Annotated in this window: 15 protein-coding genes and 1 pseudogene; 4 read left to right on the forward strand and 12 right to left on the reverse strand. The window is 56.1% G+C overall.

Annotated features, from left to right (window positions below; translation table 11 throughout):
• Positions 1 to 32: 32 nt before the first annotated feature.
• The 9 genes from QZ571_RS00230 to QZ571_RS00270 all read right to left on the reverse strand — a co-directional run bounded on the left by QZ571_RS00230 (position 33) and on the right by QZ571_RS00270 (position 10,662).
• Positions 33 to 1,523 carry a GMC family oxidoreductase gene (locus tag QZ571_RS00230; RefSeq protein ID WP_295529874.1) on the reverse strand — a complete coding sequence of 497 codons (1,491 nt, stop codon included), beginning with the start codon at positions 1,521 to 1,523 and terminating at the stop codon, positions 33 to 35.
• Complete coding sequence (ugpC, locus tag QZ571_RS00235) at positions 1,520 to 2,632, reverse strand: sn-glycerol-3-phosphate ABC transporter ATP-binding protein UgpC (protein ID WP_295529877.1); 1,113 nt, start codon at positions 2,630 to 2,632, stop codon at positions 1,520 to 1,522. Before ugpC ends, QZ571_RS00230 begins: the two co-directional genes overlap by 4 nt.
• Before the next feature lie 4 nt (positions 2,633 to 2,636).
• Positions 2,637 to 3,515: a carbohydrate ABC transporter permease gene (locus tag QZ571_RS00240; RefSeq protein ID WP_038131548.1), complete on the reverse strand. Its 879-nt coding sequence runs from the start codon at positions 3,513 to 3,515 to the stop codon at positions 2,637 to 2,639.
• Entirely contained in the window at positions 3,515 to 4,408 is an 894-nt protein-coding gene (locus QZ571_RS00245) for a carbohydrate ABC transporter permease (RefSeq protein ID WP_295529885.1), read from the reverse strand. Before QZ571_RS00245 ends, QZ571_RS00240 begins: the two co-directional genes overlap by 1 nt.
• Positions 4,409 to 4,487: 79 nt before the next feature.
• The gene (locus QZ571_RS00250; protein ID WP_295529888.1) at positions 4,488 to 5,741 is read right to left on the reverse strand and encodes an ABC transporter substrate-binding protein; all 1,254 of its coding nucleotides are present in this window, start codon (positions 5,739 to 5,741) and stop codon (positions 4,488 to 4,490) included.
• 54 nt (positions 5,742 to 5,795) lie between these two features.
• Positions 5,796 to 7,322 carry an aldehyde dehydrogenase family protein gene (locus tag QZ571_RS00255; RefSeq protein WP_295529891.1) on the reverse strand — a complete coding sequence of 509 codons (1,527 nt, stop codon included), beginning with the start codon at positions 7,320 to 7,322 and terminating at the stop codon, positions 5,796 to 5,798.
• Positions 7,323 to 7,325: 3 nt separating this feature from the next.
• A complete protein-coding gene (locus QZ571_RS00260; RefSeq protein ID WP_295529894.1) occupies positions 7,326 to 8,093 on the reverse strand; it encodes an enoyl-CoA hydratase/isomerase family protein in 768 nt (255 codons plus the stop codon).
• Entirely contained in the window at positions 8,090 to 9,661 is a 1,572-nt protein-coding gene (locus tag QZ571_RS00265; RefSeq protein ID WP_295529897.1) for an acyl CoA:acetate/3-ketoacid CoA transferase, read from the reverse strand. The genes QZ571_RS00260 and QZ571_RS00265 overlap by 4 nt, the downstream gene beginning before the upstream one ends.
• Positions 9,658 to 10,662 (reverse strand): Gfo/Idh/MocA family oxidoreductase, encoded by a 1,005-nt coding sequence (locus QZ571_RS00270; protein WP_295529900.1) that lies wholly within the window; start codon positions 10,660 to 10,662, stop codon positions 9,658 to 9,660. The genes QZ571_RS00265 and QZ571_RS00270 overlap by 4 nt, the downstream gene beginning before the upstream one ends.
• Before the next feature lie 1,017 nt (positions 10,663 to 11,679).
• Here QZ571_RS00270 and QZ571_RS00275 point away from each other — a divergent pair.
• Both QZ571_RS00275 and QZ571_RS00280 read left to right on the forward strand, forming a co-directional pair.
• The gene (locus QZ571_RS00275; protein ID WP_295529903.1) at positions 11,680 to 12,075 is read left to right on the forward strand and encodes a response regulator; all 396 of its coding nucleotides are present in this window, start codon (positions 11,680 to 11,682) and stop codon (positions 12,073 to 12,075) included.
• Positions 12,076 to 12,252: 177 nt separating this feature from the next.
• A complete protein-coding gene (locus QZ571_RS00280) occupies positions 12,253 to 15,396 on the forward strand; it encodes a PAS domain-containing protein (protein WP_295529907.1) in 3,144 nt (1,047 codons plus the stop codon).
• Positions 15,397 to 15,410: 14 nt separating this feature from the next.
• Here QZ571_RS00280 and QZ571_RS00285 read toward each other — a convergent pair whose 3' ends face one another.
• Both QZ571_RS00285 and QZ571_RS00290 read right to left on the reverse strand, forming a co-directional pair.
• Positions 15,411 to 15,785 carry an Hpt domain-containing protein gene (locus tag QZ571_RS00285; RefSeq protein WP_295529910.1) on the reverse strand — a complete coding sequence of 125 codons (375 nt, stop codon included), beginning with the start codon at positions 15,783 to 15,785 and terminating at the stop codon, positions 15,411 to 15,413.
• Between the two features lie 16 nt (positions 15,786 to 15,801).
• Positions 15,802 to 16,767, reverse strand: coding sequence for a response regulator (locus QZ571_RS00290; protein ID WP_295529913.1), 966 nt, complete (start codon positions 16,765 to 16,767; stop codon positions 15,802 to 15,804).
• 378 nt (positions 16,768 to 17,145) lie between these two features.
• Here QZ571_RS00290 and QZ571_RS00295 point away from each other — a divergent pair, with 378 nt between their 5' ends.
• Positions 17,146 to 18,363 (forward strand): response regulator, encoded by a 1,218-nt coding sequence (locus tag QZ571_RS00295; protein ID WP_295529916.1) that lies wholly within the window; start codon positions 17,146 to 17,148, stop codon positions 18,361 to 18,363.
• 146 nt (positions 18,364 to 18,509) lie between these two features.
• Here QZ571_RS00295 and QZ571_RS00300 read toward each other — a convergent pair.
• Positions 18,510 to 18,658 (reverse strand): annotated as a pseudogene (locus tag QZ571_RS00300) (transposase); the annotation flags it as partial.
• A 512-nt stretch (positions 18,659 to 19,170) separates the two neighbouring features.
• Between QZ571_RS00300 and QZ571_RS00305 the strand changes: the two are divergent.
• The gene (locus QZ571_RS00305; RefSeq protein WP_295529919.1) at positions 19,171 to 21,099 is read left to right on the forward strand and encodes a hypothetical protein; all 1,929 of its coding nucleotides are present in this window, start codon (positions 19,171 to 19,173) and stop codon (positions 21,097 to 21,099) included.
• The last annotated feature ends 1 nt before the right edge of the window (position 21,100 follow it).

The following is a 21,100-nucleotide window of genomic DNA, read 5'->3' on the forward strand; positions in this document are numbered from 1 at the left end:
CTCAGATCAGCCAACCCATCTCAAAATGGCGATTAAGCGGCCTCGTTATTTGCTTGGATGTGTTCAGCGGCCCGGATGGACAGGGCTGCGATGGTCAACGCAGGGTTCACTGCTGCCGATGTCGGCAAAACCGATGCATCTGTGATATACAGGTTGGAATGGTCGTGGCTGCGACAGTTTGCATCCACGACACTTGTCACCGGGCCTAGCCCCATTTTGGCCGTCCCGCATTGATGCGATGGCGTACGCCGATCGAAAGGACGGGCAAGAACGAACGGATATCCGGCTTTGCGCAACACCCGCTTGAGCTTTGCGACCAGCGCCAGATGTGCATCCCAGTTGGACCGTTTCCAGTCCAATTTGATCTGGCCATTTTCAAGCGTAACGCGACTTTGCGGGTCCGGCAGATCTTCGGACATCGCGTAAATGTCGAGCGAGTGTCTGGCGACCCAATTTGCCACTGGCCCCGGCAGTGGTGACGAGGCTTGCAGGATCGTGCCAGAAATCTTGCCCAGCATCTGCACATTCCCAAGCGGTTCACCGTTCCGCCCACCGGTCAGGTAGAAATCATTCAGCATCAGTGTTTTTTGATAGATCGAGTCATTGCGCTTGAACGGGCGCAGCGCGAGAACAGCCGAGCAATTGTGGTTCATGAAGTTGCGCCCCACCTGATCCGAGCGATTGGCAAGACCCGAAGGGTTCGCGTCATTCGCCGAGGCAAGCAACAATGCAGCGCTCTGCACGGCGCCTGCAGCCAAGACCACAGTCGGAGCCAATAGAACCTCACCGCAGGACAGCTCGACGCCGGTGATGCGATTGCCCTCGCCAGTCAGCAGACGCTGCACGCGTGCATTGGTTCGTAAGGTGACATTTTCATGTTTCAGCGCGGCGTTCAGTGCGCCCGTCTCGGCATCCAATTTCCCGCCATTCGTGTCGGGAAAGGCGTCCCAAGGCGTTTTCGCCCGCGACAGCCATCGATCGAGATCCACACCAAGAGGGAGGAAACTCGGGTGGAACCCGACCGATGACAACCGCTTACGCAGTTCTGCGATAGCGGGTTCATCCGGGAGCGGCCCAAATGGATAATCGGCCGATCGCGGTGGCTCTGTTGGATCGTCGCCTGCCTTGCCGCGCACCGAATACATCTGCTCGGCCATGCAATAGTAGGGTTCCATCTCTTCGTAGGTGATTGGCCAGCCGGGCGTGGTGCCCCCGATATGCTTTAGCGGTGAGAAATCTTCACGCCGAAAGCGTATAAGGACCGCACCGTAAAACTTGGAATTTCCACCGACGAAATAGTAATTTCCCGGATTGAAAGGGGCCCCGTTGCCGTCCAGCCACTCTTCTTCAGGCCGGTAATGCCCATCGCGAAAAATCGATCCATCATCCCGGTCATGAGCACTGGCGCGCAGATAATCACCACGTTCGAGGATCAACACCCGCCGTCCGGAGGCCGCAAGAGACGCTGCCATCGTGGCGCCTCCCATGCCTGAGCCAATGATGATGACCTGCGCGTCGCTCATGGTGCGATGCGCTCTTCGGTTTTCGGGTCGAAAGCAACAGCCTTATCCATGTTGATTGCAAAATCGAACTCTTGTCCGGCACCAACATTTGCATCTGCACGCATCCGCGCGATGATGTCCTTGCCGCACAGTTCCATGGTGACGAAAGTATCCGCGCCTGCAGGTTCGGTAACGCCAATCCGGTTACGCAAAGACACAATATTCCCCGAATTCCGATCCGCCCCATCGGGATCGGTGATGGATTCCGGCCGGATGCCCAGCAGGATCTCTTTGCCAGCCCATTGTGCCATATTGGCCTGACTGAATTTCAATAACTGATCTGCTCCGTTTGCATCCTTGATCTGCGCGTACGAAACGCCATCGTGCATCACTACGCGCGATGGCAGGACATTCATCGCAGGGCTGCCCATAAACGTTGCGACATAGACATTTGCCGGCGTGTCGTAGATCTCTTTGGGCGTGCCCAATTGCTGGACATAGCCTTGATACATAACCGCGATCCGGGTCGAGAGCGTCATCGCTTCGATCTGATCGTGGGTAACGTATACAATAGTGGTTTTCAGTTTCTCATGCAGTTTCTTGATCTCGGTGCGCATGTCGACACGCAGTTTGGCGTCGAGGTTGGACAGAGGTTCATCGAACAAAAACACATCAGGATTGCGAACAAGTGCGCGGCCCATGGCAACACGCTGGCGCTGACCGCCCGACAGTTGCCCCGGCTTTCGATCCAGCAGGTTTTCGATCTGCAACAGCTTGGCTACGTCTTTCAATGCCGCGTTGCGTTCCGGTTTGGGCACGCCGTGCATTTCAAGACCGAAGGTCATATTCTGGCCGACGGTCATATTGGGGTAAAGCGCGTAGCTCTGGAACACCATCGCGATGTTGCGCTTTGACGGATGCACACCGTTTATCACACGCCCCTTGATCGAGATGTCTCCCGACGTGATGCCTTCCAATCCGGCGATCATGTTGAGAAGTGTGGATTTACCACAACCAGACGGGCCCACCAGAACCAGAAACTCACCTTCTTGAACGTCGATATCTACACGGTGGAGAACTTCGACCGCGCCGTACGACTTGGTGACATTTTGGATATCGAGAAATCCCATGATCTTATCCTTTCACAGAGCCAGCCATCAAGCCGCGCACGAAGTAGCGACCAGCGACGATGTAGACGAGGAGGGTTGGCAGCGCGGCGAGGATCGCCCCTGCAAAATGAACGTTATATTCTTTGACGCCAGTTGATGATTGGACAAGGTTGTTGAGAGCAACAGTCATCGGCTGGATCTGACCACCAAACGAGGCCCCGAACAGGAAATCGTTCCAGATGTTCGTGAATTGCCAAATGATGCATACCACCGTGATCGGACCTGAAATGGGCAGCATGATCCGCCAGAAGATACGGAAAAAGCCTGCGCCGTCGATCATCGCGGCTCGCACCAACTCGGTCGGAAACGAAGCGTAATAGTTGCGATAATAGAGCGTCGAGAACCCGATTCCGTACACGACATGCACAAGGATTAGACCCGGAATCGACCCCGCGAGACCCAATTTACCCAGAACCGTCGCCATTGGGATCAGCACAATTTGGAATGGAATGAAGCAGGAAAGCAGCAGCAGTCCAAAGATGATCTTGTCGCCGCGAAAGCTCCATTTTGTCAAAACATAGCCATTCAGTGCGCCGAGGACCGTTGAGATCGCCACGGCAGGAACCACCATCAAGATGGAGTTGATGAAGTAGGGTTTGAGGCCGGTTGGCTCCACCCCAATCTGTGCTGACGACCACGCTTGCCGCCACGGTTCGATTGTCCAGGTTTTCGGCAAGGACATCATGTTGCCGCCGGTGATCTCGCTAAGGGGCTTAAGTGAGTTCACGACCATGACGAACAGGGGCAGCAGGTAGAACAGCGTGAAAACCAAAAGCGTGACATAGATCAGCATGCGGGTCACACGCCCGGTCCGGATCGCAGTGTCCTGTGTGATAGCAGACATCACTTCACCTCTTTCAGCTCGGCGTAAAGATAAGGGATCATGATTGCCGCGATCGTCATCAGCATGATGACCGCTGAGGCGGCGCCAACACCCATCTCGTTTCGGGTGAAGGTGTAGGAATACATGAAGGTGGCGGGCAATTCGGTAGAGCGTCCCGGCCCGCCCCCAGTGAGGGCGATGATCAGGTCATAGGACTTGATTGCAAGGTGGCTGAGGATCACAAAGGAAGACAGAAACGCCGGGCGCAATTGCGGAATGATAATGCGCCAATACAGGTTCCAGTTCGACGCACCATCGATTTGCGCGGCCTTGAGAATTTCGTTGTCGATGCCGCGCAGCCCGGCCAGAAACATCGCCATCACGAAGCCAGAAGTCTGCCAAACTGCGGCCAGAACCACGGTATAGATCGCGTATTTGCTATTCTTGATCCAGTCGAAGTGAAAGCTGGCCCAGCCCCAAAGATGCATCGTGTGTTCAATGCCGATACCTGGATCGAGCAACCATTTCCACGCGGTCCCCGTGACAATGAAGGACAGCGCCATCGGATACAGAAAGATTGGCCGCAGAACGCCCTCGCCTCTGATTTTCTGATCGAGGAAAATGGCAAGCGTTAGCCCGATCGCGGTCGAGATGACGATGTACAGCGAGGCGAAGATTGCCAGGTTAGTGATTGCCAGCGTCCAAGCGGGCAGTTGGAAAAGTTTGGTGTAATTCGCCATTCCGACAAGATCGTAGCTGGGCAAGATCTTGCTGTTGGTGAAGGACAGATAAACGGTGTAGACGATGAATCCGTAGACGAAAACCATGATCACGCCCAGCGACGGTGCAAGCACCAGCTTGGGTATCCAGTTCTGCAAACGCGTCCGGAAATCCACTTGGACGGTGGTCGTCATGGCATATCCTCTCTTTACTCAGTTGGGGGCCCAGGTAGAGGCCGACGACGACCGTCGGCCTCGTTGTACTCGGGCAAACTTATTGGGCGAGAGCGACGGCTTTGACCAACTCAGCAGCCGCCTGCTTGGCGTCGTACTCGCCATTGAAATTTGCTGTCACCACGTCGTAAATCGCATTTTTTACGGACGCCACATCAGCATGGCCATGCGCCATCGAGCCCAGCAAAGTGCCGTTGGCCGCTGCATCCTTCAGCTGCTGCATCGCCATCTTGCCGCACGCATCAAATGCTGCATCCGATACGTCGGTGCGGGCAGGAACCGAGCCTTTGACCACGTTGAACGACGATTGGAATCCGGGCGACATGATCGCCTTGGCCATCTCGTCTTGCGCAGCTTGTGCAGCGGGATTCTTCACCTTGAACATCGCGAACTGGTCCGAGTTAAAGGTGACGTCGCCCGCAGTTCCCGGCGTGCGGAAGCACATGAAGTCAGTGCCGGGAACCATCTTGGCTCTCAGAAACTCCCCCTTGGCCCAATCGCCCATCATCTGGAATGCCGCGTCACCCTTGATCACCATGGCCGATGCAAGGTTCCAGTCGCGCCCCGAAAAGTTCGGGTCCACAAAACTGTGCAGGGTTTCCATCCGCTTGAATGCTTCGACCATCGTATCCGATCCAAGCGCTTCTGGATCCAGGTCAATGAACGCCTTTTTATAGAAATCCGGGCCGCCGGTGGACAGAACGACACCGTCAAACATCGTGGACTCTTGCCAAGGCTGGCCACCCATCGCCAGTGCAACCTTGCCCGCGTCTTTCACCTTTTGCAGAGCGGCAACAAATTCGTCCCAGGTCTTGGGTTGTGCTATCCCCAAACCGTCAAGCACTTTCTTGTTTGCCCAGACCCAGTTGGTCGAATGCACGTCAACCGGCGCCGCGACCCAGTGGCCATCGTATTTGGAAAACTTCTGAAGCGCTGTCGGCACCACCGCGTCCCAGTTCCCCTCCTTGGCAACACTATCAAGGTTGGCCAGAACGCCCTGCTTGGCCCAGTCGGTGATATCAAAACCTAGCATCTGCACGGCAGTGGGCGGATTGCCACTTGTCACACGAGCGCGCAATACGGTCATTGCGGCCTCCCCGCCGCCACCTGCAACAGGCATGTCTTTCCAACCGATATCTTTCGCCGCAAGATCCTGCTTGAGGACGTTCAGCGCAGCGGCCTCCCCGCCCGATGTCCACCAGTGCAGGACTTCCACATCCTCAGCATGGGCCATACTGGCCGTTGCTGTGAGCGCCATGACGAGAGCCGTCGTCTTTCCAAAGTTACCACGCATTAAGGTCTCCTCCCAATTTAGCGTTGGTCTTGTCGGCATCCCAAGTGTTGGGAATTATGCCATTTTCACCCAAGGTGCTCGGGTGCGCCCGATGCGCATCACGAGTGATTTCACCTCAAGGAATTCCTCATAGCCGTATTTTCCTATCTCGCGGCCCTGTCCGGATTGCTTCATCCCGCCAAAGCTCAATTCGGGGAAGCCATCCATCCATGTATTGGTCCAGACCGTTCCGGCCTCGGCGCGGCGGCAAAATTCCAGACAGGTATGAACGTTCTCGCTCCAGACGCCCGCCGAAAGGCCGTATGTCGAGTCATTGGCAAGCGCGATCGCCTCATCCAGACTGCGGAAGGTCAAGACCGTCAGCACTGGACCGAACACCTCTTCACGCACAATCGCCATGTCGGGCGTGACGCCACGAATAACCGTCGGTTCGTAAAACTGGCTTCCCAGACCCGCGACAGACATGTGGTGTCCGCCAAGACAGACCTCGGCACCGGCTGCGACAGCCTCTTTGACGTAGCCGTCGATTTTGGCTTGATGATCGGGTGTGACAATCGCACCGACCTGCGTGTCGGCGTGGAGCGGATTGCCGAACACAACCTTGCGCGAAAGGGCAACGACACGTTCGACAAAGGCATCGGCAATATCTTCATGCACGATGATGCGGCTGGATGAATTGCAGCATTGGCCGACGTTGAAATAGACGCCAAATGTCACCGCATCCGCAGCATTCTCCAGATCGGCGTCTGGGAAGATGACCTGCGGGTTCTTGCCGCCCAGCTCAAGCGCCACTTTTTTAAGGCTATCCCCTGCGGATTTGGTGATCATCTTGCCAACAGCAGTCGAGCCCGTGAAGGTCACCATATCCACGTCCGCATGAGTGGTCATCAGGCTGCCCACGGGATCGCCATATCCCAGAACGATGTTGCACACGCCGGCGGGTAGTCCAGCCTCTTGCAGCAGATCGCCAAGCATCGCGGTCGTCGAGGGCGTGACTTCGGAGGGTTTGACGACGCAGGTGCAACCAGCCGCCAAGGCAAAGGGCAATTTCTGACTGAGGATCCAGAAGGGGAAGTTCCACGGCGTGATCACCGAAACTACGCCAATCGGTTCCTTGACCACTACGCCCAGAATATCAGCACCGAGTGTATTATGACTGTCCCCATGCGCGGTCCTCGCAAGAGACGCCGCATAGCGCCACAGATCGGCGGCCCCACCGCATTCGCCGCGCGCCTGGCTAATCGGTTTGCCACTTTCGAGCGTCTCGATCACCGCAAGGCGCTCGACATTCTGCTCGATGAGGTCGGCGACCTTGTTCAGCACAGCGGCTCGGTCTTTGGCGGGGAGGCGGCTCCACCGGCCATCATCGAATGCCGCGCGCGCGGATTTGATCGCGGCTTCCGTTTCCACCGCAGACCCGAGGGCTGCCTGACTGACAACGACGCCATGTGACGGAGATACCCGCTCAGAGGTCCGCCCATCAGCGCTATCGACATACGTCCCATCAATAAAATGGCGCGCCTGATAAGGGGCCTTCAGCATTTCTGTGGTTTGATCGGCGAGGATTGTGAGGTCTGACATGGTTTACTGTCCTGAAAAGTCTGGCTTGCGTTTTTCGCGAAAGGCGGCGACGCCCTCGGCCCGGTCGGAGGTGGATGCGATAGCGGCACTGCCAAGCGCCTCCACCATCGCCCCGCGATCCTCGCCCTGGGCGGCATGGATCATGGATTTGGAGATCTCGACTGCGCGCGGCGAAAGAGTGATCGCGCGGGCCAGCAGAGCCTCTGCCACAGCGCGCGGATCATCGTCAACGGCGGCAGCGAATCCGCATCGAAATGCGCGGTCCGCTTTGATCCTGTTCCCGAACAGGGCCATTTCCTTGACCATCGGTTCGGGCAAAAGGCGCATAAGACGTTGGGTTCCTGACCAACCGGGCACGATCCCTACGCCGGCCTCAGGTAATGCCAAAGCAGCGTTGGGGGCCATGACGCGAATGTCACAGGCCGCGGCCAGTTCCAGCCCGCCGCCAAAGGCATGCCCGTTGAGGATCGCAACCGTAGGTTTGGACAAGCGCGCCAGCCGATCGAAAATCCGATGCCCAACGCGCACCCAATGTCGGGCGAATTCGGCAGGGCTTAGATCGCCCCACCCATTGATATCGGCCCCCGTGCAGAACGCTTTGTCGCCCTCCGCAGTGACGATCACAGCCGCAACGGTTGTGTCGCGCTCAATGGCGTCAAGGTGGGTTGCCAATACGTCGAGCATCTCGACCGTAAAGGCGTTCATCTTTGCGGTGTTGTCCAGCCGAAGTTCGGCCAACGCGCCGTGTCGAAGGAAATGAACGTTACTCATTGTCCCCAACCCATCGGTTCTTGAGACAGCAGGCTTATCGGTAGCGTGATCGCATCGGGCGCGACTGAGACACGTCCGCCCGAGGCATTGACGATGTCGCGCTCGGGATCGATGCCCGGCATGATCTCGGTTGCAACAAGACCGGTCTCGCCCATGCGCATGACGCAGCGCTCGGTGATATAGATCACGTCTTGGCCCAACTCGCGCGCACGTTTGCCCGAAAACGTCACATGCTCGACCGTCTCGACCATCTTGGTAAACTTTCCGGGAGCCGCCACGTTGATCCCTTCGGAGGTCAATTCAATCTGCGCACCTGCTTCGAACCATCCCGAGAAAACGATCTTCTTCGCGCCTGATGTAATGTCGACAAATCCGCCACAACCTGCTGTCAGATAGGGTTTTTTGCCCAGCTTCGAGACGTTCACATTGCCTTCGACATCGACCTCGAGGAAGGACAGGAACGACACATCGAAACCGCCGCCCTGAAAGTAGATGAATTGTTGTGGCGAAGGCACGAACGCATCGGCATTCGAGGCGCAACCAAAGGCAAATCCCGTCAGCGGAATGCCACCCACCGCGCCCTGTTCGACGGCCCATGTCACTGCCTCGGAATGTCCAGCCTCAAGCAAGATGCGCGGGACCATCGCACTGATCCCGAAACCGAGGTTCGCCGTCATGCCGGGGCGAAGTTCCATCGCCGCCCGGCGAGCGATAATCTTTTCGATGCCATATTCAGCCAGCGCAAAACTATCCAATGGCCGCAAGACCTGTCCCGAAATTGCCGGATCATATGGAGTTTCGCAGGTCTGTTTCTGGTCCGGATCGATCACGATCAGATCGACCAGATGACCGGGCACACGCACGTCATGTGGCCTGAGCGACCCGCGTTTCGTCACCCGGCTGACCTGCGCGATGACAAGACCGCCATGGTTGCGGACGCAAATCGCCTGTTCAAGGCCACCAAGATACGCGCCCTCGTGTTCGTATGTCAGATTGCCGTGTTCGTCAGCGGTTGTCGCGCGCAAGATCGCAACATTTGGCACTATGTTCGGGAAGTGCAGCCACGTATCATTTTCAAAATCCAGGCGCTTGACGATCGGGGCAGCGGCGGCCCTATCGTTCATCGCACAGCCTTCGCGCTGAGGGTCGACAAAAGTGTGCAGCCCTACCTTGGTCAGAACACCCGGACGATTTGCAGCGGCTTCACGCGTCATATCGAACAAAATCCCTGAGGGCACGTTATAGGCGGCAACACGGTTCTCAACGACCATCTTCCAGATTTCTGGCATCGGTTTGGACGAAGGACCAGAGGGATAAGAACCGCCCAGAATACGGGCCAGCAAACCGTCCTTGGCGATGTGATCTACACCTTTGACACCATACATGTCGCCCGCCGCAATAGGATGAATGGTTGTCAGGCTGCGTGGATGCCCCTCGGCATCGAAACGATCCCCAATCGCCTTGAGCACGAGATCGGGGCACCCCAGCGCCGAAGACGACGAGACCGTCACCACCGCACCATCCTGTATGCGCGAGGCCGCCATTTGCGGGCTGACGATTTTGCTCATTCTACTACTCCATAACTTATCGTTTGGCAGACGCCTGTTAATGCTGCCTCGCGCACGGCAGTCGCAATCAACAGCGATTTTGCGCCGTCGGCGCCCGTGGCGGCCGGTGCCCCCCGGCCCCGCGTGGCAGCCGTAAACTCGCGAATGACGGCTTCGTAAATTTCTGTCTTGTCGAACGGCACTTCGATCCGACCGGTGCGGTTCACCAAGGTGATCTCGCCCAACGGATCTTGTGCAAAGACACCAACTGCGACAATCGACCCATCGGTGCCGTGCACCTCAATCCCCGATTCAGTGAAAGGTTGGGTAAAGCTCTCGTGGCTGAAAACCATCACACCCGAGGGCATGGTCCACACCGACATGGCGGAATCCTCGACCCCGTTTCCCATACCGCTTTGGCTCATTTCCGCGACCACTGTGCAGGGGTCTTCTTGCAATAGGAATCGCGCGGTGTCGGCGTTGTGCACCGTCAGGTCCGCGATCGCGCCACCGCCTGCCCGGGGGGCATTCAAACGCCAGCCGCGCAGATGTTCAGGCAGATGAACAGCATGGAATAGCCGCAGCGACAGGACACGACCGACAGCACCAGACGCGATCAATTCCCGGATCTTGCGATGACTACCCGCACAGCGCAGATGGTGGTTCACGGAAAGTGTAACGCCTGCAACTTTTGCGGCGGCAATCATCTCGGCCGCCTGCGCGGCGGTCATCGCCAACGGCTTTTCACACAGAACATGTTTGCCAGCCGAAATTGCGGCCATGACCTGCGCAAAGTGCTTTTCATTGGTTGAAGAGATGTAGACTGCTTGAACGGTCTCATCGGCGAGCGCATCAGCGATCGATGTTGTCCATTGGCTAATTTCATGGGTTTTTGAAAATTCCTGGGCGCGATCCGCATTGCCGCTCACAACCCAGCCAACCGTGCCCTGCTGCGCGGCGCGTATCGCCGCGATCATGTACTGACTCGCAATTGTGCTAGCGCCAAGTAGTGCCCAATTCACCCACGCATCCTCCCAATGGAACGTTCCAATAAGCTACTGGAACGTTCCATATCTTGTCAACGGCAAGGTGGAAAGATTCGTCAAACATGGATGATCATGAGGCAAGCATATGATTTATTAAGAAATAATCAGGGGTCACTCGGGGAAGCAGACCTGATTGCGCCGAATAACGGTAAGCGTCACGTCCGAAGTCTATTGGATTCACAGACGACCGGGCCCCCCTTGCGACTCTGCACGACACTCAGAAAACGGTCTCAAAAAGTCAGTCGATTGCGCCACTCACAAATTCCTTGAGCAGGCTCAGGCGATCTTCCACCACGGCCGATTTGCGGGCGGTGGTGGTTGCAGGCCTCCATTCATTTCCATACGCTGGCGCGGACCAGCGGCCCGCCCCCCAAGCGTGCAGATAGACGCACCCACATTTCAGCGTTCGTCATAGCTGCTCAATGAAGATTGAGGGCCCCTAGTTTCCGAGACACCCGCCGCGTTCATTTTTCTTTGTTTGATTTCATAATCAACCGGCGACCGCATGCCATCGATATCGCATAGCCCTTAGATGCTGGAGCCTACAGAAGAACTGAATGCCTTCAATGCTCGCAGGCGGCTTGCAAGCCCGTGTACCGGTGCTCAACTCTCCTACCCGCCCCAAGGTCGCACAATATATTGACAAACCTATGGTGCTCAACACAATATACGGGAAATCGCACTTCGTGCACAATCCGCATACAGTTTTCGCTGCATTCTCACCTCGTTTTCATGTATAGTATGCAGCATCAAACATTTAGCGAAAACGACGCACAATGAATTATGTCATGAGCACTTTAAATGTGCACAAAAGACTTAGGCTGGATAAGCGCCACCGCAGCGACAATTGGTTTGCGCGGCTACCGACCGGCAGATTTAGGCCACAGTTGAACAGGTCTTGCTTAGAAAACGTCCATTTTTAGCCTTTTCTTAACGATAAGCAGAGCACTCAGGCCTGACGTGGCGTAAACGTGGCCTGCTTGAGAGGCAGCAATGATTAAACCAAATACAAGTCAGACCACCCGGGTTCTTCTGGCCGAAGATGACGAGACGAACATACAGGTTATTCTTGCCTATCTGTCGGCTCTCCCCACACTTGAGCTGACGGTTGTCAAAGACGGGCGCGCCGCGTTGGAAACGGCAACGGTCAACCTGTATGAACTGATGATCTTCGATCAGAATATGCCCTTCATAACCGGTGATCGTATCATTCGGCACCTGCAAGCCAGCGGATCAATCAACGCTCATACCCCTGTCATCCGCCTCAGCGCCGATACAACGCAAACAAAAGATGCGTCCGCAGGTAGCTCCAGGAATATTCATCTTTCCAAACCCCTTCGGCAAAATGAACTAATCGATACGATCAAATTGCTTTTAACGAACATTTAATTACCGCGAGCGACCGATCTGCAAATCTCCCCTGGGTTGTTTTAGTCACATCATTCAGCAATGTCTGGAAGAATCGCTCAGGGGCTGGACTGTTCGGGGGACTGCCGCTCTATATTCGATCTAAAACAAGCGCCGAACAGCGAAAAATGGTGAGATCAAATGCGGCAAGAGACAAAAGTGGTAGCCAGCGAAGCGACACAAACGGGCCAAACTGGAGAGCCGGAGAGCTCGATCCTCACCCAAGCATTAACAACGCTCGCAGCTTTGGCGGATCATGAAATCCGCTCAGGTCTTGAAACTGTTCTGAGCCTGCTGAAGCGTGAAGTCGGCGCTGATTCCATTTGCCTCTTTTCCGTATCGCCCCGCGAAGAGCTTGAGTTGGTCCAGCATCTGGGCAACGAAGCCCCCCATGGGGCCGCGCTAAAAGACCACCGTTTGACCGCCAAATTATCGTTGCAAAGCAGTCCCGATTCCTGTGACGCGTGCGACGAAACCGCCGCAGTTCAAAGCTTGGCAGCGAAAGATGTGGCGGGAAATGTTTGCGTGGTTCTGACCTTTGATACGGGCGAACGCGTTGCTCGACGCGACGCCATCCGTAACGACGAAATCGTCAAGGTTCTTCTTGCAATCAGCAGTGTCTTGCGGCGCGCCCCGCTGGGTGGAGTTTCTTTGCGAAGCGACCTCGTCGAAGCTGCCGATATGGTTGAAATGGGCATCGCCTTCTTCGATGCGAGCGGGCAGATCAGCTTTCGCAATGGCCCCTTCAGGCGTTTCTTCAAGGAATATGAGGGGTCTTTGAAGACCTTGGATGCCTTAAAGAAGACAATCGAAAAACTCAGGTTGGAACTGGTCTTTCCGGGTGGAGGGGCGCCCGAACCCAGTAACGCTAACGACAAGAGGGTCATGATTTCGGATGGACGCATCCTTGACCTCAAGATCAGATTGCTGCCCAGCGGGACGACACTCATTCAATGCGCAGATATCGGTGGTTGTCCGATCGAAAAGGCGCGCATGCAGGCTGCGATCGACGGCGCGGGGCTTGGCACTTGGGAATGGACAATGTCCACGGGCCAGCACAAGATCAACGCGCGTTGGGCGGAGATGTTGGGCTATACAATTGATGAGCTCGGCTCGATGACTTTCGATCGGTTTCAAAGTCTCGTGCATCCGGATTCTCTCAAAGAACTAAAGAAAATGTCGGAAAAGGTTCTGCTGGGCGAGACCGATTCATTCGAAGCCGAAATACAAATGTTCCACAAAAGCGGCCGTCTGGTGTGGGTGAAATCCCAGGGGCGCGTGGCCGCTTTTGACTCGAACGGAGCCCCTGCGGTCATGTCGGGGGTTCTTCTGGAAATTTCAGACCTCAAGCTGGCCGAAGGTCGTTTGTTGGAACTTCTCGAGGGGGCGCATATCGGGACATGGGACTGGGACCTGATTGCCGACACTCAAACAGGAAACCAGCAATGGGTTCAAATGCTTGGATATTCATCTGACGAAATTGGTCCGATCACATACAATTCCTGGCGCGCTCTTGTGCATCCAGATGATATCGACGCTGTCGAAGAGGAGGCGAAGCGTAGCCTCGAGGGAGAAACGGATTCTCTCCTCGCAGAATACCGGATGCGCCATCTGGATGGGAATTGGGTCTGGTTGCTCGATCGGGCGAGGGTCGTATCACGGGACCGCGACGGGCGCGCGGCGTACATCGCAGGGATCCAGATAGATATCAGCGAACAGAAGGCCCGCGAAGAAGCGCTTCAGGCCGCCAAATCCGAGCTGGAACGCGCCTTCAATGATCGGAACACGGCTGAAAAACGCCTGGCAGATATCGCGGCGGTCAGTGACGATTTGTTTTGGGAACAGGACAGCGAGATGCGCTTTCAATTCCTGTCGCACCGCAAGTTTCGTGAAATGTCAGGCGAGAACAAGACCGAGCTGCTGGGCAGCACCTTGACGGAATGGCTTGCGGATCGTCCAGGCTTGCGTGCAAGCGCAGATTGGGATGGCTTGCTGGCGAAGATGGAAGACCACAAACCATTTCGCGATTTCGTTTCCGGATTCTACTCCGAGGCACATGGAGAACCGCGTTGGCTGCGGTTTAACGGCGCGCCTGTCTTCAATGCTGACGGAGAGTTTCAGGGCTACAGGGGCGTCGGGTCGGATGTAACGCAGCTCTATCGTGCCAAATTGAAGGCCGAAGAAGCCAGCAAATCCAAGACCCTTTTCCTGGCGAATATGAGCCATGAAATCAGGACGCCGTTGAACGGCGTGCTTGGGATGGCCGAGGTTCTGGACAATACGCTGACGGACCCCACCAAGAAAAAGATGATCCGAACCATTCGGAATTCCGGGGAATCTCTGCTCAACATTCTCAACGACATTCTGGACATGTCCAAGATCGAGGCGCGTAAACTTGAGTTGGAGCTCCTCTCGTTCGATCCCACGGAACTTGCGACACGTGTCGAAGAACTGCATCAATTGCGCGCCGACGAAAAAGGCCTCGATTTCGAAGTCAGCATTGCCATGGGAGCGCAGAAACCCCGCATCGGGGATTGCCATCGCATTCGACAGATCATGAACAACCTGATCAGCAATGCGATCAAATTCACCGACAAGGGAGAAGTGAGCGTCAGCCTGAAAGGGAGACCGGGCCGTCCATTTGTCATCGAAGTTTCCGATACCGGCATCGGGATGAACGAGAAACATATCTCCGAGATCCACGACGATTTCACACAGGCGGATCCCTCGATCACGCGCCGCTTTGGCGGCACGGGTCTGGGTATGTCGATTACCAAGAGCTTGGTGGAAATGATGCACGGGACAATCACCGTCCAGTCCGAAGTCGGGGCTGGAACGAAGATCACGGTGGCGCTGCCGCTCCCGGTTGATGATGCCCTGCCCGTACCGCCGAAGCAGGTTGAAACGTCTGATCTGTGTCTCAAGGGGCGCCATATTCTCATCGCGGATGACAACCCGACCAACTGCACCGTTCTGGAGCATCTCGTTCACCAGCTGGGCGCAACCAGTGTCGTGACGGTGAACGGGTTGGAGGCGGTTCAGGCGTGGGAACAGGAGGATTTCGATCTTCTGCTTCTGGATATCGCCATGCCGGTCATGGATGGGAAAACGGCGCTTCAGACGATCCGCGAGGCCGAAGCCAGCAGCGGCCGGCCCTACACGAATGCAATCGCAGTGACGGCGAATGTCATGCCCTACCAGATCAGCGAATATATCGAAGCCGGGTTCGACGTGACCATCGCCAAACCTATTTCAGCAAAACAGGTTTGTCGTGCCGCGGCGGCACTGCTGGATGAGGCCTGAAAGAGCGCCTCAGCTCAGCTTTCGGATTGATCCAGCAGCGCTTCCATCTCGTCGAGCAGATCCTCGACGGCGCCTTCGGCAATGAGCCATGTCTGTGACGCGGCCTGTCCGCTGGAGCGCGCCGACCCGATGAGATCGTCGAGCCGCATCGACAACTTGCCAAGCCGTTGAAGCCCCAAGGTCGCGGCGACACCGGCCATCTTATGGGCCATCTCCCCAATCGCGGAGATCGCGCGCTCTGGCTGTTGAGACGACGCCACCTCTGCCTTGAGGGATTCCAGCATGAGACTGCGCTCTATGAGCCTCGCGATGAAGTCCTTACGGATACGCGCAATCACCAAATCGATGCCGGTGTTTTCGGAGGAATCGTCTGCTTGCGAGATAGCCATCATGTCTCCTCTCCCGTCACAGGCTGCCAATGAGCCGGCGCTTCAGCCGGTCTTTCAACGGCGAATGGGATTCGGCAGGATAGATCTGCATCTTGGCCAATTGCAACAGACGCGTCGGCCGCCCGATGGCCAGCGACGGCATGCGCGCGAGGGTGCCAAATCGGATGACAGGCAGGGACATGTTTGCATCGCTATAGATCGGTTCGAAATCGCTCATGCTGAAATTCGCAGTCGCTGTCATTAATTCCGCGTCATAGCCGTTCTCCCCCCGCAAGACGCAAGCGAATATGCCACCGCCCGTGTAGGATATCATGGCATCTTCGGTCTTCAGGCAGTCCTGAACGATTGTGGCAACATCGCCAATCATGTCCACGAAATTGCCAGGAGTTTTCGTCATAAATATCTGATCGGCGTTTTCGATAGCCACGGCACAGGCGCGCAGGCCATGCATACGCCCCAGGCCCAGCGTCAACAGGTAGTTCTCCAAAGCGGTCGGGCTTAGAAGGCGATCGACATTGGGCAGGGTAATTGGATCGTCGAAGGCAAAGGGCGGAGCGATCGCATAGGACGACAGCGACGCACTCGCGGCGGCAGCGGCCTTTTCCTGCATCCGCAAGCGCGCGACCATTCCAAGGCGCGCCTTGAGTTCGACCCGGTCAAGCGGCTTGGTGATATAATCCAGCGCGCCGGCAGCAAAGGCATCGTCGATAAAGGATTTATCCGACATCGCCGTAACCATGACGATCGGCGTCTCGCGATAAGCTGGAAGGGTTCGAATATGGCGGCACAATGTAACGCCATCCATTTCGGGCATCCGAATATCCAGCATGATCAAATCGTAGCGCGCGCGTGGCGACTTAAGACGTGCAAGCGCCTCACGTCCGGAGCCTGCCGTATTGACGTCACAATAGCCAAGATCTTTTAGTTGCGCACTAAGCAGCCGCAGGAAGAGTGGCTCGTCGTCTACAACCAGGATCTGCATGCCTGAACCTTTCGCTCAGCTTTGACCCGATCAATACAAGGGTGGATCAAAGATGTCCTCTAAAACCTTGAGGTGTTTTTGCTCCACGAATGTGGTCAATTCGTGGCGCATTTGTAGAATTGTGTCGACCAGCGCATAAATCCGGTGGCACAGCCTCATCGCCGTGCTGTGCTTTGCCGAAAATGGCAACACATGCGAAAAAATAGCTCCGCACGCAAGAGTTGCAAGCCTTTTGCCCAATTTCGAACACATTTCGGCCCTACCAAAATCTTGTGGGCAGGGCTGAAAACAAGAATGGCGCAAGTGAAAGTGCCGCGTTCTGCACCGCAGCGAGAGACTAGAGGCAGTGAAGTCGATGGTAGGAGCAGGAAATTGATTTTGGGCTATATTATTGCTGGCGTTGCTGCGGGGCTCATTGCTTTCTTCGTAGCATTGGCGCGTGGATATTCTTTCCTGTCGGCCATTGGCATCTACATGTTGATCGGTTCATCCGCTGTGCTCAGCGCAGCGCTGCTATTCTTCGTGACTGATAGCGTGATGCGCCGATTCGGTCTGGGCAGAAACGCGAAACAGGCGGCGTCGGAAGCCACCGAGATCACCGGGACCGACCCGATGAACGGGCTTGGTACCAATGACGCGATTCGCATTCTGGCCGTCGACGACGACCCCTTCATTCTCGATTTCGTGCCCGTCATCGCAGGCAAGGCTGGCTTTGCGGATATCACCGTAGCTTCGAGCGCCGAAGAGGCGCTTGATCTGATCGCCGCAAGCCCGGCCCCCTTCGACTGCCTGCTGCTCGATATCCGGATGCCGGGCATGGACGGCATCGAACTGTGCGCGCGTGTTCGTAGGAATTCCGCCTATAGCGACGCCCCGATCATCATGCTGACCGGCATGCGCGACATCGAGAGCCTCGGTCGCGCCTACAAAGCGGGCGCAACCGATTTCCTGACCAAACCCTTCGAGATCGCGGCCTTCGAAGACCGGCTCAAATCTGCACATAAACACTGCACTTTGCGTCGCAACGACCAGTTGGCCGCGCAAGCCCACGGCATTTCCCGCCAGGGCAGCAAGGGCAAAGCTGGCCTTTATGACACGCTTGTTCATGGCGCCCTGCCGAACCTTATCGACCACCAGTCCCTGCAAAACCACCTGCGGCAAATGTCGGTCTCGGCCACCACGCAAGCGCGCGTGACGGCCTTCAAGATCGACCAACTCGATCTGATCTATCAGAAATCATCCTCGGCGCAGTTCATGTCGCTTCTCTCCGAAACCGCCGAAGTTTTTGCCTCGAACGGTTTCATCATGGCATATTCCGGCAATGGGACGTTCGTAACGGTCACCAGCCAGACCCGAGACATCGCTTCGCTCGATTTCGAGCAAGAGACCGGCCGCATGCTGAACCACAAGCTCTCAAAGCTCGGGGCGGATCTTGGGATCGCGTTCGATGTTTCGGTGGGTGCGTCGGTTCACCCTCAAGCCCGCGCTATCGATCGTGCCGAGATGGCAATCAAGCAGGCAATTGGCAATGTCGAGGCGCGGTTCGCCTCCAAATGCGCGGACCGGACGCCCCCGGCGCTTCGCTTGCTGGGATAGGCGTGTTCTCCATGTTCGCAACGCCGTTTTCTATCGCGATCTGGAGGGACCTCATGAGGAGTGCGGCGTCACTGGGTGATCCTCCCGTTTTAAACGGGACTTGGTCTTAGAGCTTACCCGGCAGGTTATTTCAAAGCAAAAGCCCGAGAGGGCATCGCACCGCACTTCAAACGCCATTTGTAAAACGACCCAGTACTCATGCCTGTTCGCGGCACAACTCAGCCACCGGCACGGCGCCTTCCGCCTGACGCAGGATCGCAAGGATCTGGGGTTCGTTAAATCTCGTCATCTTCATCAGAATCTCCGCAGGTATCTTGCTGACAAAATTCAGCATCCGCATGCCCTTAGGTTTGGGGAGGATTACTATTTGGCCCTCCGTCCCGCAACCTATGGGCGATTTCCCCACGAGAACAAGATAGTGGCCTAACTGACACAAAACGAGATACGTGAGAAAGCACAAACCTACTTCTAGGCGCAACTGGACCGATCTCTTGGCTGACTGGATCGGCACGGCCTGTCGAAGAACACTTTGGCGGACGAACGCGAAGAAATTATAGGCCAAAAAGGCCTCATGAGCATTGAGAGCGCCATTCAATCTGGCTCGCCATTGAACGCTTCAAGAGCAAGATGAACATCGCTGATGCGGTTTGGCGACGACCCGCACCACCCATCTCCGCCATTCCAGGAAATCCCGCCTCTCAGCGGCAAAAAGCAACCCTTGGTTGTATCTTGCTAGCGTCACCGACGATCTGACGCTATACGATCAGAAATTTCGGACAATGGCCTAGAACTATATTGGAGACGGTTATGCAAATGATTGTTGAGGAGCTTGCGACGAGCCTGAAGGTGTGGGCGGAAGGATGCCAAGCTATCCAAGCGCGTGAGGCTATTCCGATTAGCATGCCGGATCGTAGCAACTCCAACGAGCAGATTGATGATATCTTCTTTGCTCGCGGGCTAGACCTGACCAGCCTTAGTGGCAAAGACACTCTTACAATGGCCGGTTATCAAGAGCTGCAAACAGGCACGCTGAGAAACTCGTTCTACACCTCTATATTTGCGCGCCACACCGATGTGCGCGACGTGCAGTTTCGCATTGTGACTCGGGGTGATTTTGAAGTCACCCTCTTCAGCAGCGCGACAAATTCTGGCGTTAAGAACCTGAAAAAGCTGACGATTAAAAGCAGTGAAGACGGCGAGCCAGTGACAACGACAGCCCGCGTGCGGCTGGAAGGGGAAGCAGGAAAGAACGCGCGTCTGTTCTGGTCGGGTGTGGCGCTGCATGACAACGCCCAAATCCTTGACGCATCGTGGGATGCGATAGCGCCAAGCACGGTTGATGGCAAAATGTTGGTCGTGCTGCGCACCTTTGGGCGCACCTTAGACATTCTCGACTTGCTGGCGAGCTTTGAAGAGCAGTCGCAAGGCAACCCCGCGTATCAGCGCGCGCTGCGCAACATCAAGTTCGTAGTGCTCGACACCTCAGCTGGTCTGACGCCCGAATCATATAGCCTTTGCTCGTCTTTCGAGCATGTTGATAGCTTTGCGTTTGAAGGCCCGAACATGGGCGGTGGCGGCAATATGAGCCAGATTTTGCTGGTGATCGAAGACGCCGTTGAGCGGTCGGGTGTCAGCATCGACGAAATGCTGTTGCTTGATGACGACCTGTCGATTTCGATGGAAACGCTCTACCGTCATTGGGCCAGCGTGCTGTTTCGGACCGACAACACGCTGTTCACCTTGCCAGTGTTCACCAAGTCAGAGCCACGCCGCATGTGGGAAGACGGCGCATTCTGGGGCCGCTTTCTGGACGCGGATTGCCAGCCCGACCGAAAGTCTATCGCGCCGCGCCTGATCCGCCACAACTACCAGTTTGAAGGCTACAAGCACCTTGATGAGCTGGCCGTGCCAAACTACCCGGAATATTGCACGTTCATCTTTTTGAGCCTGCCCTATACGCAGTTCAAAAAGCTCGGCTTCCCGCTCGCGTTTTTCTTGCGCGGTGACGACATCGAATACAGCCTCCGGCACAACCGCTCGGGCGGCAAGATCATGTCAAACCCGAACCTAACTGCTTGGCATGAGCCCGCGCATTCCTACGGGCAAGAGTATATGTCGATCTCGCACGGCATCATCATCAACATGGCCTACGGGCAGGATAAAGCTGATGACTTCGTGTCGTTCTTCCAAAAGCGAGCGCTTGCGCACACAAGCGTCTCCGATGCGCGCGGGATCGAGCTTTACACGGAAGTCCTGCGTGATCTGAACAGCCGCGATGTGTTCCTCGAGCATAACTTCAAAGACCACTACGTGCAAAAGCTTGGCTTCTTCAAAAAGTTTGATGCCGAGTATGAGCACCTGCCTGCGGAAGTGCAGCGCGACGTTATTGCGAAGGCCGAGAAGCGTGGGCAACCAATCGTTCGGAGTGGCTTTCTCTATATGCCCGTCGCAGCCCAGTCCGAAATTGCTCAGGTTATGCTAGAAAATCCGCATACAGAGACAGTGAGACTCTATCGCACGAAAGACAAAGAGAACCTCACCGCCCTCACCAAAGCCCTGAGCGCCTTCTATGCGGCCCTAGCCCAATTTGACGCCGAGTATGACGCGATCAAGGCGCATTACGGTGAGCGGGTCGAACGCTCCACAGGGCGCACATTCTGGCTGGACGAGATGGAGTTGTCGAAAGGCGATCTTCGGATCTTGGCCAGATCTGAGTTCCTCGCAGCTGCGGAATAGG

Source organism: uncultured Thioclava sp. (assembly GCF_913064665.1).
Taxonomy (GTDB): Bacteria; Pseudomonadota; Alphaproteobacteria; order Rhodobacterales; family Rhodobacteraceae; genus Thioclava; species Thioclava arctica.